This window comes from Flavobacterium sp. AC274, from assembly GCF_979258275.1.
This window is the reverse complement of the sequence record NZ_OZ409852.1, coordinates 5523186-5538590: the sequence shown is the minus strand read 5'-3', so window position 1 is coordinate 5538590 and position 15405 is coordinate 5523186. Positions and strand designations below refer to the sequence as shown.

Annotated in this window: 16 protein-coding genes and 2 pseudogenes; 6 read left to right on the top strand and 12 right to left on the bottom strand. The window is 33.4% G+C overall.

From position 1 onward, the window contains the following. Window positions 1–3 precede the first annotated feature (3 nt). The 3 genes and pseudogenes from ACZZZT_RS25015 to ACZZZT_RS25005 all read left to right on the top strand — a co-directional run bounded on the left by ACZZZT_RS25015 (window position 4) and on the right by ACZZZT_RS25005 (window position 4977). Window positions 4–1761, top strand: coding sequence for a cellulase family glycosylhydrolase (locus ACZZZT_RS25015; RefSeq protein WP_463462312.1), 1758 nt, complete (start codon window positions 4–6; stop codon window positions 1759–1761). Between the two features lie 143 nt (window positions 1762–1904). After that, window positions 1905–2743 (top strand): annotated as a pseudogene (locus ACZZZT_RS25010) (endonuclease/exonuclease/phosphatase family protein). A gap of 104 nt (window positions 2744–2847) precedes the next feature. Further along, on the top strand, window positions 2848–4977 hold the full coding sequence (locus ACZZZT_RS25005; RefSeq protein WP_463462311.1) for a glycoside hydrolase family 3 N-terminal domain-containing protein: 2130 nt from the start codon (window positions 2848–2850) through the stop codon (window positions 4975–4977). Window positions 4978–5025: 48 nt separating this feature from the next. Here ACZZZT_RS25005 and ACZZZT_RS25000 read toward each other — a convergent pair whose 3' ends face one another. Then, window positions 5026–5283: a hypothetical protein gene (locus ACZZZT_RS25000; protein WP_073394957.1), complete on the bottom strand. Its 258-nt coding sequence runs from the start codon at window positions 5281–5283 to the stop codon at window positions 5026–5028. Window positions 5284–5614: 331 nt separating this feature from the next. Between ACZZZT_RS25000 and ACZZZT_RS24995 the strand changes: the two genes are divergently transcribed. Further along, window positions 5615–6370: an NUDIX hydrolase gene (locus ACZZZT_RS24995; protein WP_463462310.1), complete on the top strand. Its 756-nt coding sequence runs from the start codon at window positions 5615–5617 to the stop codon at window positions 6368–6370. A gap of 120 nt (window positions 6371–6490) precedes the next feature. Here the strand turns inward: ACZZZT_RS24995 and ACZZZT_RS24990 are convergent, their stop codons facing one another. The 8 genes from ACZZZT_RS24990 to ahcY form a co-directional block, all read right to left on the bottom strand. Beyond that, window positions 6491–7105: an alpha-ketoglutarate-dependent dioxygenase AlkB family protein gene (locus ACZZZT_RS24990; protein WP_463462309.1), complete on the bottom strand. Its 615-nt coding sequence runs from the start codon at window positions 7103–7105 to the stop codon at window positions 6491–6493. Next, the gene (locus ACZZZT_RS24985) at window positions 7092–7337 is read right to left on the bottom strand and encodes an Ada metal-binding domain-containing protein (protein WP_073394960.1); all 246 of its coding nucleotides are present in this window, start codon (window positions 7335–7337) and stop codon (window positions 7092–7094) included. The genes ACZZZT_RS24990 and ACZZZT_RS24985 overlap by 14 nt, the downstream gene beginning before the upstream one ends. Before the next feature lie 115 nt (window positions 7338–7452). Continuing rightward, window positions 7453–8166: a 2OG-Fe(II) oxygenase gene (locus ACZZZT_RS24980; protein ID WP_463462308.1), complete on the bottom strand. Its 714-nt coding sequence runs from the start codon at window positions 8164–8166 to the stop codon at window positions 7453–7455. Between the two features lie 114 nt (window positions 8167–8280). Beyond that, on the bottom strand, window positions 8281–9129 hold the full coding sequence (locus ACZZZT_RS24975) for a bifunctional helix-turn-helix domain-containing protein/methylated-DNA--[protein]-cysteine S-methyltransferase (protein WP_463462307.1): 849 nt from the start codon (window positions 9127–9129) through the stop codon (window positions 8281–8283). Between the two features lie 140 nt (window positions 9130–9269). After that, on the bottom strand, window positions 9270–9560 hold the full coding sequence (locus ACZZZT_RS24970) for a hypothetical protein (protein ID WP_463462306.1): 291 nt from the start codon (window positions 9558–9560) through the stop codon (window positions 9270–9272). Between the two features lie 296 nt (window positions 9561–9856). After that, the gene (locus tag ACZZZT_RS24965) at window positions 9857–10351 is read right to left on the bottom strand and encodes a WG repeat-containing protein (protein ID WP_463462305.1); all 495 of its coding nucleotides are present in this window, start codon (window positions 10349–10351) and stop codon (window positions 9857–9859) included. A gap of 9 nt (window positions 10352–10360) precedes the next feature. Further along, on the bottom strand, window positions 10361–10603 hold the full coding sequence (locus ACZZZT_RS24960) for a hypothetical protein (protein ID WP_463462304.1): 243 nt from the start codon (window positions 10601–10603) through the stop codon (window positions 10361–10363). 222 nt (window positions 10604–10825) lie between these two features. Then, window positions 10826–12142, bottom strand: a complete 1317-nt coding sequence (ahcY, locus tag ACZZZT_RS24955; RefSeq protein WP_154781500.1) for an adenosylhomocysteinase — start codon at window positions 12140–12142, stop codon at window positions 10826–10828. A 265-nt stretch (window positions 12143–12407) separates the two neighbouring features. On the opposite strand from ahcY, the gene ACZZZT_RS24950 reads away from it, so the two are divergent. After that, on the top strand, window positions 12408–13061 hold the full coding sequence (locus tag ACZZZT_RS24950; RefSeq protein WP_463462303.1) for a 4'-phosphopantetheinyl transferase family protein: 654 nt from the start codon (window positions 12408–12410) through the stop codon (window positions 13059–13061). 161 nt (window positions 13062–13222) lie between these two features. Here ACZZZT_RS24950 and ACZZZT_RS24945 read toward each other — a convergent pair whose 3' ends face one another. The 3 genes and pseudogenes from ACZZZT_RS24945 to ACZZZT_RS24935 all read right to left on the bottom strand — a co-directional run bounded on the left by ACZZZT_RS24945 (window position 13223) and on the right by ACZZZT_RS24935 (window position 14582). Continuing rightward, entirely contained in the window at window positions 13223–13621 is a 399-nt protein-coding gene (locus tag ACZZZT_RS24945; protein ID WP_463462302.1) for a group III truncated hemoglobin, read from the bottom strand. Then, complete coding sequence (locus tag ACZZZT_RS24940; RefSeq protein ID WP_042566229.1) at window positions 13618–13905, bottom strand: hypothetical protein; 288 nt, start codon at window positions 13903–13905, stop codon at window positions 13618–13620. The genes ACZZZT_RS24945 and ACZZZT_RS24940 overlap by 4 nt, the downstream gene beginning before the upstream one ends. A gap of 81 nt (window positions 13906–13986) precedes the next feature. Next, window positions 13987–14582: pseudogene (locus ACZZZT_RS24935) on the bottom strand (Crp/Fnr family transcriptional regulator). 94 nt (window positions 14583–14676) lie between these two features. On the opposite strand from ACZZZT_RS24935, the gene ACZZZT_RS24930 reads away from it, so the two are divergent. Next, window positions 14677–15405 carry a phosphoglycerol geranylgeranyltransferase gene (locus tag ACZZZT_RS24930; protein WP_073394968.1) on the top strand — a complete coding sequence of 243 codons (729 nt, stop codon included), beginning with the start codon at window positions 14677–14679 and terminating at the stop codon, window positions 15403–15405.

Here is a 15405-nt window from a genome sequence, read left to right as displayed (position 1 = left end):
AGCATGAAAAATTTAATTATAACATTACAATTGTTGTTTTCAATTGGCATTTCTGCGCAAGGATTTCTACACAGAGACGGGCAAAATATTGTAGACGGCAACGGCAAAAATGTAATATTAAGAGGTTTGGGCGTTGGCGGCTGGATGGTGCAGGAAGGATATATGTTGCAGACACAGCCTTTTGCAAGTCCGCAATATATGATTAAACAAAAAATTCAGGAAGTTATTGGCGAAGAAGGGACAAAAGAATTTTATGCTGCTTATAAAGCAAACGGAATAACCAAAAGAGATGTTGATTCGCTGGCAAAATGGGGATTCAATTCCATTCGACTTCCAATGCATTACAACCTATACACACCTCCAATTGAGCAGGAAAAGAACGGCGAAATTACCTGGATCGACGAAGGTTTTACCATGACAGATAATTTGGTAAAATGGTGTGCCGAGAATAAAATGTATCTTATTTTAGACTTACACGCTGCGCCGGGCGGACAAGGAAATGATGCCGCAATTTCAGATTACGATACTATAAAACCATCTTTATGGCAAAGTGAAGACAATCAGAAAAAAATGATTGCTTTATGGAAAAAGCTCGCTTCACGTTACAGAGATAATCCGTGGATTGGTGCTTACGACATTATCAACGAACCCAACTGGAATTTTACCGGAACCAATAAAAATGGCTGCGACGAAAACTCAAACGGGCCTTTAAGAGATTTAATGGTTCGCGTTACAAAAGCGATTCGTGAAGTCGATACCAATCATTTAATTTTTATTGAAGGAAATTGTTGGGGAAATAATTACAACGGAATTTTCCCTTTATGGGATGAAAATATGGCGTTGAGTTTTCACAAATACTGGAATTACAATACGACGGCTTCTATCCAGAAAATGCTCGATTACAGAAAACAATACAACGTTCCGATTTGGTTAGGCGAAAGCGGAGAAAACTCAAATGTTTGGTTTAAAGACGTGCTGACATTAGTAGAAACAAATAATATTGGATGGGCATTTTGGCCAATGAAAAAAATCGAAAATATTGCCGGAGTTACTTCTGTAACCAAAATTCCGGAATACGATGTTTTGCTAAAATACTGGAAAGACGGAGGAGAAAAACCATCGGCAGATTTTGCTAAAAAAACATTGATGAAAATGGCAGATAATTACAAAATGGAAAACCTAACTGTAAAACCGGATGTAATTGATGCAATGTTCAGGCAAGTACAAACCAATGATACAAAACCATACAAAAAACATATTATTCCCGGAAAAATTGCGGCAACACTTTATGATTTGGGAACGAATGGAAAAGCTTATTCAGACACAGATTTTGTGAATTACAGAGTCGAAACTGGAAATTTTGAAGAATGGAATAAAGGCAACTCAATGCGAAATGACGGCGTCGATATTTTGCCTTGCAAAGATTCAGGTTCAAACGGTTATCAGGTTTCCTTTATCGAAGATGGAGAATGGTTACAATATACCGTTGAAGTTTCAAAGTCGAGTGTTTACAATGTATCAATTCGTTATTCGAGGGAAAATTTAGAAGGGAAACTTCATTTAGAAATAGAAAACGGGAAAAAATCAGAACCAATTACGCTTGCTCCAACAGGAGGAAATGACAAATTTAAAACTGTGATTTTATCAGGAATTGAATTAAAAAAAGGTGCAAATAAAATCAAAGTATTTTTTGATAACGGAGGTTTTAATCTGAATTATTTAGATTTTTCTAAAGCTAAAAAAAGTAAGCCTAAAAAATAAGCTAATATTCCTTTCGAATAAATGTTGGTACAATAGATTAAGAAAAAGCAACATTTAAGAAAGTTAATTAACATAATTTTTAAATGAGTTTTTCTCTTTAAGACTACGGAAACACTAGTTTTACAGATTAAAATTTTTTAAATATGAAAAAGTTAAATAAAATTGTTTTAGTCGTATTCGTACTTTTTGTGAGTTTGTCATTTTATGGTCAAAATTTAAAAATGATGACCTATAATATTCGGTTAGATAATCCTTCAGATGGAGAAAATGCATGGCCTAATCGAAAAGAATATTTTACGTCGCAAATACAATTTTACAGTCCTGATATTTTTGGAGTTCAGGAGGCTTTGCCAAATCAGGTTAACTATATAGCTTCGGCTTTGCCGGAATATAGCAAATTTGGAATTGGAAGAGAAGAAAAAGGAGAAGGAGAAGCTTGTACGATTTATTATAAAAAAGATCGTTTTCAAGTACAAAATATAAATACATTTTGGTTATCGGAAAACCCAAATGTAGTTTCCAGGGGTTGGGATGCTGCTTGTAACAGAGTCTGTACGTCGGCTCTTTTTAAAGATTTAAAGACAAAGAAGTTTTTTTGGGTTTTTAACGTGCATCTCGACCATATTGGAAACGAGGCAAGAATAAAAGGAGTACAATTGGTTCTTTCGAAAATAAAAGAATTCAACACAAAAAATTATCCTGTTTTTTTGATGGGGGATTTCAATTCAGAACCTGATACGCCTCAAATTGCAGAGATAAAAAAGTAATGGATGATACAAAAGATGTTTCAATAGAAAAACTTTTCGGACCATCAGGAACTTTTAATGATTTTGAACACAACAAGCCTGTAAACTTGCTTATAGATTACATTTTTATTTCTAAAAACAGCGGGTTAAAAGTGCAAAAGCATGCCGTTTTAAGTGATTCGAAAGATTTAAAATATCCATCAGATCACTTGCCGGTTTATATTGAAATTAACTAAATTAAAATGAAAAAATTAACCACATTTACCTTGTTGATGGTGTCGTTTTTGCGGCCGCACAACAAGAAACAATCGATCAAAAAGTAAATGCTTTATTGAAAAAAATGACCATTGAAGAAAAAATAGGTCAGCTTAATCAATATACAGGCGATAATTCGGCAACAGGTCCAATTACCATAAATCCAAATAAACAAGCGGAGATAAAAGCTGGTTTAATAGGTTCGATGCTTAACGTCGTTGGAACAAAATATACCAGACAATATCAGGAATTAGCAATGCAGTCACGCCTTAAGATTCCGCTATTATTTGGTCAGGACGTAATTCACGGATATAAAACAACATTTCCAATTCCGTTAGCTGAAGCTGCAAGTTGGGATTTACAGGCAATTGAATTAGCTGCCAGAGTTGCTGCAACCGAGGCTTCTGCAAGCGGTATTCACTGGACATTTGCGCCGATGGTGGATATTGGCCGTGATCCGCGTTGGGGTCGTGTAATGGAAGGTGCGGGAGAAGACACTTATCTGGGTTCTAAAATTGCTTATGCAAGGGTAAAAGGTTTTCAGGGAAATAAATTGGGAGATTTAAACTCTGTTATGGCTTGCGTAAAACACTTTGCAGCTTATGGTGCTGCTGTTGGCGGTAGAGATTACAACTCAGTTGATATGAGTGAAAGGATGTTGTTTGAAACCTATTTACCTCCTTTTAAAGCAGCTTTAGATGCAGGTGCAGCCACTTTTATGAATTCATTTAATGACATTAACGGAATTCCGGCAACTGGAAATGTGCATTTACAGCGTGACATTTTAAAAGGAAAATGGAATTTTCAGGGATTTGTAGTTTCAGATTGGGGTTCTATTGGCGAAATGGTAGCCCACGGTTATTCTAAAGATCTTAAAGCGGCTGCACTTTCTGCTATTACAGCCGGAAGTGATATGGATATGGAAAGTAACGCATACCGTTATAATTTAGCCGAATTAGTAAAAGAAGGAAAAGTATCTATTGATCTTATTGACGATGCTGTAAAACGTATTCTTCGTAAAAAATACGAATTAGGGTTGTTTGAAAATCCATATAAATATTCAGATGATAAAAGAGCTGAAAAAGCTTTAAACAATCCTGAAAACAGAAAAGCAGCGCTTGAAGTTGCCGAGAAAAGTATTGTTTTATTAAAGAATGAAAATCAAACTTTGCCACTTTCTAAAAGCCTTAAAACAATTGCATTTATTGGTCCAATGGTAAAAGAATACAAAGCCAATATGGGATTTTGGTCTGTAGAATTGCCAGACGTTGATTATGATAAATGGGTTGTTTCGCAATGGGACGGACTTCAAAATAAAGTGGGTAAAACGACCAAATTGCTTTACGCAAAAGGATGTGAAGTTGATGGCGATAACAAAGATGGATTTGCAGAAGCTGTTGCAACTGCAAAACAAGCTGATGTTGTTATTTTGAGTATTGGTGAAAGACGCGATATGAGTGGTGAAGCAAAAAGCCGAAGTGATCTTCATTTACCAGGGGTTCAGGAAGATTTAGTGAAGGCAATTCAGGCAACAGGAAAGCCGGTTGTGGTTTTGATAAATGCAGGAAGACCGCTTATTTTTAACTGGACTGCAGATAATGTTCCAGCAATTGTGTATACTTGGTGGTTGGGAACTGAAGCAGGAAATGCGATCGCCAATGTTTTGTTTGGAGATTATAATCCGTCTGGGAAATTGCCAATGACTTTTCCGAGAGAAGTAGGGCAAGTGCCAATTTATTACAATCATTTTAGTACCGGAAGACCGGCTCCAAATGAAAATGCAACAGGTTATGTTTCTTCTTATATTGATTTGAAAAACTCACCAAAATTTCCTTTTGGATATGGTTTGAGCTATACAAAATTCAATTATTCTGATTTGAAATTATCTTCTGCTAAAATAAAAAGTAACGAAACCATTAAAGTTTCTTTCCAGTTGTCAAATGTTGGAAAAGTTGCCGGAGAAGAAGTTGTGCAGTTGTATTTGCAGGATAAATTTGGATCTGTAGTAAGACCGGTTTTAGAATTGAAAGATTTTCAAAAAGTAAAACTAAATGCAGGAGAATCTAAAACAATCGAATTTACAATCGACAAAGAAAAACTCTCTTTCTACAATGATAAGATAGAATGGGTTGCTGAACCTGGAGATTTTGAAGTAATGATAGGAGCTTCGTCAGCAGATATTAAATTAAAAGCAAATTTTGAATTAGTACAATAAATAGAATGTCAATTAATTGGCGTTATGGATTTTATAAACAGTTTTGAATTATTTCAAGACAGTATTTATAAAATCCATAGCGCCAATTCCTTTGTAAGAAGCATATAAAGCTTTATCAAACGCTTCGCGTTTTGCTTTTTTATCTTTGGTTCCTGTTTCAACAAGCATCTCGTTGAAAATTCTTTCCTGCTCTTCGCTGTATTTTATAGAAGCTTCTAAAAGATCGTTTTTTGAAACTAATCCAAAAGAAGAACAGACCTTTTTAATAAGCCCTTTGTTGAGTTTTGTAAAATTTGGAATGCTCATAATTAATCAATTTATATTTCTAAATCTAATAGACTATTTGTTTTTATGTTTGTTACAAAAAGTCGTAATATTAAACCTGTAAATAAAGATTTTATCTTTAACTATTACTTTTGTAAGTACTTACTGTAACTTAAAGCAAAAAAACTGTTTAATGTGTTATTATGACGCAATGTAATTATTTTTTTAATTCAATTTCTATTTTAAGTAAAAATTGTGAATTCTACACTTCTAAATTATGGGCATGAAATATTGCTTCTTTAAAAAAATTCTGTCAATTTATAAAAATCCTTAAATTGCATGTTTAATTGAAATCAAATTTTAAAAAGGGAGAATGTCAAACGGATTTATAGAAAATAGCGAAAATTATCAACCGGGACTTTCAATTGATTGCGTTATTTTCGGATTTCACGATAACCAGCTTAAAGTTTTACTGATTAAAACGCCGTATGAAGATAAATGGTCTTTGCCCGGCGGATTTATTCCTCTGGATCAGGATATTGATACTGCGGCCAGTACCGTTTTAAATGGCAGAACCGGAATAGAAGGTATTTTTTTAAGGCAATTTGCAACTTTCGGAAAAGTAAAACGAAACGATCAGCATTTTAACAATGCCGTTTTAGAACATTTTAAAATTCCTAAAGAAGCCGGAAAATGGTTTACACAGCGTTTTGTAACAATTGGATATTATGCTTTGATCGACTTTCTAAAAGCGATTCCGCAAAAAGATAATAGTCAGGAAATCATAGAATGGATTGACCATAAAGAAGTTCCTGAACTTATTTTGGATCACAAGGAAATTCTTGATAAAGCTTTGGATACGCTACGAATAGAATTGAATTTAATGCCAATTGGATATAATTTATTACCTGAAAAATTTACGATTCCGGAACTTCAGAAATTATACGAAACCATTTTGGACAAACAACTTGACAGAAGAAACTTCCTCCGAAAAATAACCAACATCGGAATCCTGAATAAACTTGACGAAAAGAAAAGTAACGTTGCTCACAAAGCGCCAAACCTTTATACTTTTGATAAAGATAAATACGAAGAAGTTTTAAAAAATGGCTTGAATCAAGGTTGGTAAAAATCAATTTAAGATAGTCATCAGAAAAATAAGCAGAACTTTTATTTTACCATTAAGAGATTAAGATTCATAAAGCTAAATCTTAATTTTTCTTAATCTCTTAATGGTAAAAATTTTATTTTATTGTCCTTCAACAATTGTTCTAAAAGTTAAATTCACTCTCGGTTTTGTAGTTGTTTTGGTTGGAGGTAAACGATGCAGCCAATGTGTTTGTGTTTCATCTTTCATTACCAATAAACTTCCTTGCTCCAGAATTAAAGAAACTGTTTCTTTGGTTTCTTTATGCTTAAAAGCAAACTTACGCTCAGCACCAAAACTTACCGAACCAATTGCGCCGTTCTTTTTTAAATCCTTTTCGGCATCGCTGTGCCAAGCCATTCCTTCATCTCCGGAATGATATAAATTAAGCAAACAAGAGTTAAATGTTTCGCCTGTTTTTTCTTCAATAACCTTTTTTAATTCTAATAATTCCTTCGTCCACGGCAATGCTTTTTTGGTTGTATTCGAATAAGTATATTCAAACTCCGAATCTCCATACCAGGCAACTTTTCGTTTGGTCAAAATTAATTTCCCGAAGATTACGGCTTCGTCATTTTTCCATTCAATCGTATTTAAAAGAACATCTAAATAATGATTTGAATTTTCTCTCGAAAACAATTTTCCGTAATAATTTACAGTTCCATTTTTTGGAAGCAAGTTGGTAGTTTCGTTTATTTCGGGATTAAATAAGTCCATTTTTCCAGTTTTGATATTCGGTTTTCATACAATGTCCGCAAGGTCTGAAACCATTTTGTTTTGCTTCATTTTCAGATAAAAAGAAAACCCGATTTTCACGTTTCATTCTTTTTCCTGACGAACATTTTAAGGTTCCGTAGATTTTTAGTTTTTGGTTTCCACCAAAGCAAATTTCTGCATTTTTAATTTTATTTCGAAGATCTGAATCCAGAATTTCATTATGATAGATCATTTGTTTTTAGGTTCAAAGGTTCAAAGAAGCAGAGGTTCAAAGGTAAGGAGGCATTCGTAAACAAGGCTGTAAAATCTTTGTAGCTTTGTCCCTCTGACACTTTGTCTCTCTTTTCTTAAGACAACGCATCATGAAAAATAATTCCCAACGTATGTCTTTCGCCAGAATGAATTTCACTAACGCCATGTTTCATATTCACGCGATAATATCCTTTTGTACCTTTTACAGGTCTGAAATTGGTTGTAAAAACCATAATATCACCTTTTTTGGGTTTCAAAACAATCGCTTTAGATTGCGCTCTGGGCGTTTGCTGTGTCAAAACAAATTCTCCACCAGTATAATCTTCATCTGGCTCGTTGAGAAAAAGCACTATTTGAATAGGAAAATAAATATCTCCGTATAAATCCTGATGCAAAGTATTAAAACCGCTTTTACCATATTTTAGAATTAAAACAGTTGCTTTTAATTGATTGTTGGCGTGACATTGTTCGAGTAATTTTTCGTGCGTTTCAGGAAAAATAGTATTGATATTTAATGCTTTCATCCAGCCATTTGCAATTGGGGCTAACTTCGGATAAATAGAAGATCGAATATTCTGAATCAAATTAGGTAAAGGATAATTAAAATATTTGTATTCGCCCAATCCAAAACGATAACGTTCCATTACAACCGTTTTTCGATATAAAGCCGGATTGTCATAATCGAATTTTAAATCTTCGCATTGTTCATTAGTAAGCACATTTGGAATAATGGCAAATCCATTTTCGTGCATAGATTCGGTGATGCTTTCCCAATTAAGAGAAGCAATTTTTGATTGTATATTTTGCATAAATAATTTTAGATTGAATTTTATATGACGAATTATTCACACAAGGCATATCTGTAGAGGCGCACAGCAGTGCGTCTACACAAAGATTGTCGTCATAAATTGTAAATAGAAATTTTAGATTATTGGATTTACCTGCGCACCTTCCCAGCCAATAATAGCTGTTTTTCGAGTATTGCCCCACATATAACCGCCAAAAATCCCAGACGATTGAATAACGCGATGACACGGAATAAGGAAAGCAACCGGATTGCTTCCAATGGCAGTTCCCACGGCTCGGGAGGCATTTGGTTTCTCAATTTTTTGTGCAATAGAACCGTAAGTAGAAAGTTGTCCCATCGGAATTTTAAGCAAGGTTTCCCAAACTTTCAATTGAAAATCAGTTCCTTTTAAATGCAGTTTGATTTCAGATAATTTACTCCAGTCATTTTGGAAAATGAAAAGGGCATTTTGTTGTGCTAAATCGAGTTTTCTTGAAAATGCTGCATTAGGAAATTTATGTTTTAAATCTTCAAATCCTCTTTTTTCATCTTCGGCGAAAGCCATAACACAAACTCCCTTTTGTGTAGAAGCGACAATAATATTCCCAAACGGACTTTCGGCAAAACTGAAATTAATTTGCAGGTTTTTACCGCCATTTTTATATTCAGCAGGCGTCATTCCTTCAATGTTTACAAACAAATCGTGAAGACGGCTTGTACCTGAAAGACCTGTTTCGTACGCTGTTTCAGAAATTGTAGCCTGATTTTCTTTAAGAAGTTTTTTAGCGTGTTCTAAACTTGTGTACTGCAAAAATTTCTTCGGACTTGTACCTGCCCATTCGCTAAAAAGCCTCTGAAAATGGAACGGACTCAAATGCACTTTTTCTGCAACTTCATCAAGATTAGGCTGATCCTTAAAATTTGCTTTGATATAATCGATAGCTTCGGCAATACGATTATAATTGATGTTTTCTTGTGTGTTCATTTCTTCAATTTTATAATACAAATATCAGGTGGATTTTGCGGTTATAAAATCCGAAACTTGCGGAGTTTTTTACTTTTTGTTTCATGTTTCAAGTACTTCAGAACGTGAAACATGAAACATGAAACAATTCAATTGTAATTTTATTTAAGATCCTCTTTTCTTGATGAAGCGCTTATTAGTTTATATCCATTTTCGGTTCTTAAAAACTCAAAATGATCTTGCCCTGATTCATTTTTATTCTGAGGAGAAATAACAATGTTTTTCACAGGATTAATCCAGTCTTTCGCCTGACGGCAATTATCAAAATATTGATCATATTCATCTGCTTCATAGATAAATTTATTTAAGCTTTCAGAAAATATTTGATAATCACAATTTGCCGATTTTAATTCTAATAGTTTCGCTTTTATGAGTTTGTAATTTAGTTTCATAAACGCTTCTTTTGGTTTAGTAATCCAGCCGTCATCGTCTTTCTTTTTCCAATACGTGATTTTATCGTAAGAGTGTTTTAATAAATTTTCTTTTGATAAATCAGTAAGTAAGATGTTTTTAAGCCATTCTTTAAATTCCTTATCAAAATTAATAAACGAATAATATTGTCCGTCAATGCCAAGGAAATTATCTCTGATAGGATCTGGATTTTTTTCTTTTGATTTTTCTAAAGAATAAAAATTGAACTCATCATTGTAGCCAAAATTTTCAATTAGAATTTTATTGTTAATGTCAATTAGAAATTCTTTTCCTCCAGTCCAAAAAAATGTTCTCCATCTTTTTCTTTAACGGCATCTTTTAGAGCTATAATCATTCCGTTTCTAACTCTTGTTAAATCACTGTATTCAGCCGGAATTACGATTTTTCCATCTCCATTAAACAAACCCATTTTGTCTGTTTTAGGGTCATTAAAGCGTATAAAGCCTTCATTTTCACAATCAGGTCCATTGTCAAAAACATATAAACTGTCGCGTCCGACTATTTTTCCGGTTTTAGTTAGATAGTAGCTTTTCCAGTTTTCATTTTCTTCTTCGCTAACAGCAATTATATTTTCAAATTTATGAGCAATTGTAAAGCCCATAAATCTCGGTTCTATTTTGATGTTGCCGCTTTTATCTTTAAATCCTAAATGGGTTGTGTCTTTATCCCAAAATGAAATCCAGGTATCTTTATTTTGTGCTGATAAAGTAAAATTCAAACAAAGAAATATATAAAGAATAATTTTTTTCATGGGATTTATTTATCGAATATGAATTTCTAATTCATTGTTTTTTGCTTCTTCAAAACAATCAGAACATAATGTTTTAAAATCGGCTATGGTTTCAAAGGTATCATTCCATTCTTCTCCATTTTCTAATAACCATTGTTCACATGCACCACACCAGGCAATTTGCGGAAGGTCTTCTTCAGCCTCTGAATAGAAAAAACCAACTTTTTCTTTTTTGTCTATAGCCATTGCAATATGAATACAGGAAAAAGACATTTCTTTTGATCCATGTTGCTCGCATAAAACTTTTTCAATCATATTTTTGTATTCAATGAGATTTAAACTCTGTTTTATAGCTAATATATAAATATAATCTGATTACTTCCTGAATAAAAAACAGAAACCCGACAAGTTTTTAAAACTTATCGGGTTTGAATATGTAATAAAGAAATCGAGAGATTTGGAATATAAAATCTAAACTCAGAAATCTAAAATTTACTAGTATCTGTAGTATTCTGGTTTGAATGGACCTTCAACAGGAACGCCAATATATGCAGCTTGGTCGTCACGTAAAGTTTCTAATTCAACTCCTAATTTAGCTAAGTGCAAAGCAGCAACTTTTTCATCTAAATGTTTTGGTAACATGTAAACGTCATTGTTGTAAGCAGCGCTGTTTTTCCATAATTCGATTTGTGCCAAAGTTTGGTTTGTAAATGAGTTACTCATTACAAAACTTGGGTGACCTGTAGCACAACCAAGGTTTACTAAACGACCTTCCGCAAGAATAATGATATCTTTTCCAGCGATAGTATATTTGTCAACTTGTGGTTTGATTTCGATTTTAGATGCACCGTGGTTTTTGTTCAACCAAGCCATATCAATTTCATTATCAAAGTGTCCGATGTTACAAACAACAGTTTTGTCTTTCATTTGTTCGAAATGAGATCCAAGAACGATATCTTTATTTCCTGTAGTTGTAATGATGATATCAGCATTAGCAATTACAGTGTTTAATTTTTTAACTTCATAACCGTCCATTGCAGCTTGTAAAGCACAAATTGGGTCAATTTCAGTAACAGTTACAATAGATCCTGCACCTCTGAAAGAAGCAGCAGTTCCTTTTCCAACATCACCGTATCCGCAAACGATAACTCTTTTTCCAGCTAACATTAAGTCAGTTGCACGACGTACAGCATCTACAGCAGATTCTTTACAACCGTATTTGTTATCAAATTTAGATTTGGTAACAGAGTCGTTAATGTTGATGGCAGGCATTGGTAAAGTTCCGGCTTTTACTCTTTCGTAAAGTCTGTGAACTCCAGTTGTAGTTTCTTCAGAAAGTCCTTTAATTCCAGGAACCAATTCCGGGAAACGATCAATAACCATGTTTGTTAAATCTCCACCGTCATCAAGAATCATGTTCAATGGTTTTCTGTCTTCACCAAAGAATAAAGTTTGCTCAATACACCAGTCAAATGATTGCTCATCAAGACCTTTCCAGGCATAAACCTGAATTCCTGCAGCAGCGATTGCAGCAGCAGCCTGATCCTGAGTAGAGAAAATGTTACAAGAAGACCAAGTAACTTCTGCACCAAGAGCGATTAAAGTTTCGATTAAAACTGCAGTTTGAATCGTCATGTGTAAACATCCAGCGATACGAGCACCTTTAAGAGGTTGTTCGTCTTTATATTCAGCACGAAGCGCCATTAAACCTGGCATTTCAGCTTCAGCTAGTTCAATTTCTTTTCTTCCCCAAGCCGCTAGAGAAATGTCTTTTACTTTGAAAGCCACAAAAGGCGTAGTTGTAGTACTCATTTATAGTGTATATTTGTATATTGTAAAATTTTTGCAAATTTACGGAATAGGTTTTTAATTTTGACTATTTCTGTAAGATTTGTGAAATGTTTAATTTCTTAATCTTTAGAACATTAGTTTCGAAATTATTTTTCACCATATAAGTGGTGTAAGTTCATTTAAAAAAGATTCTGTTAAATGTACTTTCTTTACTAATTGCATTTTTTAGATTCATAGACTGATAAGATTAGAAAATTCACAACTCATAATTCATAATTAAAAAGTAATGCCTTTATTTCAAACCATACAGTGTAACGAAACTACCAAACTTTTAATTTGGGAAATAACGGAATCTTTTGAGGAGTTATTGAGTAAAGTAGTTTTAAAAGAGAAAACACAGAAGCGATTAAACGGAATGAAATCTCAGTTGCATCAGCGTGCTTTTTTGAGTGTTCGTATGCTGATTCAGGAAATGGGTTTTACAGATCACGATTTGCATTATGACGAATTTGGAAAACCTTATTTTGATTGTCATAACTATATTTCGATTACACATTCGTATCATTTTGCAGCCATAATAATTAGTCATGAAACTGTTGGAATTGATATGGAATTGCAGCGCGAAAAAATCCTTCGAATTGCCGATAAATTTGTTGATACAGAATTTGATTATTTAAATCAAAATGGCATTTTAGAAGAATACATAAAAAAACTTACCGTAATTTGGGGAGCGAAAGAAGCGATTTTTAAAATCAGAAACGAAAAAGGAATCAGTTTTAAAGATCATATTCAGGTTGAAGATTTTTCGTTAAACGAAAGTCGAACAGATGCAAGCCTTCATTTTGATAACCTTGTAAAAGATTTTGATGTGCATTACAAAGAAATTAGATCTGATAATTTTGATGCTACTTTTACTTTGGTGTATGCCTTTGAGAAGTAGTTTTTTTTCAAATTCCAATAATAGAAATTTCAAATTCCAAAATTGACAACAGTCTTGTCATTTAGACCGAAGGGAGAAATCACACTCGAAACTCGACCTGGATTGGCGATTTTCATTGCGGAGTTTCTAGATTTCTCCTTTCTATTGAAATTGACAAAAAACTACACTTCACTTTCTTTTTTTCGATGTTCAAATATACTCATATATAAAAAAGTGCTCATTTTTCTGGCGCGACGTTTTAGTGTGTCTGCATTTTCGCCTTCAAAATGTTCATCGATAGTTTGAAACCAATGATTAAGCCAGATTCCGAATTCATTTGAAGTAATTTTTTCGCCAAAATGGGCATCAACTTCATTATGTACAGCATGCGGATTTCCTTTGTATTTTTTTACGGCAAACAAATTGGTTTCCCAAAAATCAGTCAGTTTTTCAAGATGTTTTTCCCAATCTTTTATCATCGTATTAAAATAAAAGCCGATTTCTTCGTCGGCTCTTATTTTAGCATAAAACTGATGTACCAGAAATTCGACATCGGCTCTATTTTCTATTTGTTTTTTCATAGTACAAAACTATTCAGAAATATAAAGAAAACACTTAATAGAGCACTTAAAATGATAAGGTTAAAAACTACTTTATGTTTCATTTGTGCTAAAATTGAAGTGTTGGCAAAAACAGAGGCTAAAACAATAATTGCCAATTGTATCATTTGTACAATAGAGGTTCCGTGTGAAAGAATGTACATTGCAGCTGCACCACCTAAACAGCTTTGACCAATTACAGCCATTGCAGCAGAACCCATATAGTTTTTGTTGAAATTTTCGAATGTTGTTTGATATAGTGTCATGATATTGAGATTTTTATACTACAAAGGTACATGCACTATACAACTCCATTTTATGACTTTAATCATAAAACAGAAACTTTTTTATCTGTATACTTTCCTGTTTATAATCTTCAAAACGCCTTTTTTTCCAATGCTTTAATAGTTCTGATAACGGTTTCAACCCGTAAACCGGTTAAATCGCCAATTTGCTGTCTGGTAAAATTGATGAGGTATCCATTTTCATCCTTTTGGAAATTGAAATAAGCAATTCCGTGATCCATTAATTTTAAAACCCGATGTTCTGGTTCCTGCGTTGACATTTCTGCCGCCATAACCGATTTATAATATAATCGCTGCGCCAGATTCTTAATTATTTTAATACTTACGAAAGGATTTTCTTCCAGCAATTTCATGAAATTATTTTTTGAAAGAAGAAGAATTTCCGAATCTTCAACAGCAATTGCGTTAGCCGGATAATTTTGATTTAAAAACAAAGGCGGTTCCCCAAAAGATTGTTCCTTGTAAAATATTCCCTGAATAAATTCCCTTCCATCATCATTATAATTGCTCATTTTTACTTCACCGGAAACGATTTGATAATAATAAGCGGGTAAATTTCCTTCTTCAAAAATAATAGCCATTTTATCAAAAACTTTCTTCAAAGCACCATATTTTTCTAATAATTCAGTAGCAATCATAATTTTGTTTTTTGGATTCTAAAAGCCTTCACACAAATATAATTCATTCAAAATTGTTCTTCTACATTAAAAAACTTTTACTTTTACGTCCATTATGCAACAAAAAATACCCAATATTTACGAGCAAATTATTCAGGCCAAAAACAATGGCCAAAAATTGCTTGCCATTCTTTTAGATCCGGATAAGATTGTATTAGAAAATATAGAAAATTTATTGCTGAAAATTAATCAATCTCCGGCTACGCATATTTTTGTGGGCGGTAGTATTGTTCAGACAACAATTTTAGAAGAGTTAATTGCTCAATTAAAACAAAAGACAAATTTACCGGTGGTTATCTTTCCTGGAGATCCTTCACAAATCTCACCTCAGGCAGATGCTATTTTGTTTTTGTCATTAATATCAGGTAGAAATCCGGATTATTTAATAGAATATCAGGTTCAGGCTGCGCCAATTCTTAAAAAAATGAATCTTGAAGTAATCTCAACAGGATACATTTTAATCGAAAGCGGTAATGAAACAGCAGTGGCAAGAGTAAGTAAAACAGAGCCATTAAATAGGGAGAATCTTGATTTGGTTTTGGCAACTTCGCAAGCTGGAGAAATGTTAGGAAATAAATTAATTTATCTTGAAGCCGGAAGTGGTGCCAAAAAAGCGGTTCCATTCAAAATGATACAGCTAATTTCTCAAAGCGTTAAAATTCCTGTAATTGTTGGAGGAGGAATTGTAGATTTGCAAGGAATTCAGAATGCGTACAATGCCGGTGCAGATTTAGTGGTTATAGGAACAGCTTTCGAAAATAACAGCCGTTTTTTTGAGTCATAG

Bases quoted from the DNA above. Each gene is read 5' to 3' on its own strand.
- ACZZZT_RS24965 (WP_463462305.1), bottom strand. From the start codon at position 10,351: ATGAAAAAAATTATTCTTTATATATTTCTTTGTTTGAATTTTACTTTA.
- ACZZZT_RS24985 (WP_073394960.1), bottom strand. From the start codon at position 7,337: ATGATCTATCATAATGAAATTCTGGATTCAGATCTTCGAAATAAAATT.
- ACZZZT_RS24960 (WP_463462304.1), bottom strand. From the start codon at position 10,603: ATGTCTTTTTCCTGTATTCATATTGCAATGGCTATAGACAAAAAAGAA.
- ACZZZT_RS24970 (WP_463462306.1), bottom strand. From the start codon at position 9,560: ATGAAACTAAATTACAAACTCATAAAAGCGAAACTATTAGAATTAAAA.
- ACZZZT_RS24945 (WP_463462302.1), bottom strand. From the start codon at position 13,621: ATGAAAAAACAAATAGAAAATAGAGCCGATGTCGAATTTCTGGTACAT.
- ACZZZT_RS24990 (WP_463462309.1), bottom strand. From the start codon at position 7,105: ATGGACTTATTTAATCCCGAAATAAACGAAACTACCAACTTGCTTCCA.
- ACZZZT_RS25000 (WP_073394957.1), bottom strand. From the start codon at position 5,283: ATGAGCATTCCAAATTTTACAAAACTCAACAAAGGGCTTATTAAAAAG.
- ACZZZT_RS24930 (WP_073394968.1), top strand. From the start codon at position 14,677: ATGCAACAAAAAATACCCAATATTTACGAGCAAATTATTCAGGCCAAA.
- ACZZZT_RS24975 (WP_463462307.1), bottom strand. From the start codon at position 9,129: ATGAACACACAAGAAAACATCAATTATAATCGTATTGCCGAAGCTATC.
- ACZZZT_RS24940 (WP_042566229.1), bottom strand. From the start codon at position 13,905: ATGACACTATATCAAACAACATTCGAAAATTTCAACAAAAACTATATG.
- ACZZZT_RS24995 (WP_463462310.1), top strand. From the start codon at position 5,615: ATGTCAAACGGATTTATAGAAAATAGCGAAAATTATCAACCGGGACTT.
- ACZZZT_RS24980 (WP_463462308.1), bottom strand. From the start codon at position 8,166: ATGCAAAATATACAATCAAAAATTGCTTCTCTTAATTGGGAAAGCATC.
- ahcY (WP_154781500.1), bottom strand. From the start codon at position 12,142: ATGAGTACTACAACTACGCCTTTTGTGGCTTTCAAAGTAAAAGACATT.
- ACZZZT_RS25005 (WP_463462311.1), top strand. From the start codon at position 2,848: ATGACCATTGAAGAAAAAATAGGTCAGCTTAATCAATATACAGGCGAT.
- ACZZZT_RS24950 (WP_463462303.1), top strand. From the start codon at position 12,408: ATGCCTTTATTTCAAACCATACAGTGTAACGAAACTACCAAACTTTTA.
- ACZZZT_RS25015 (WP_463462312.1), top strand. From the start codon at position 4: ATGAAAAATTTAATTATAACATTACAATTGTTGTTTTCAATTGGCATT.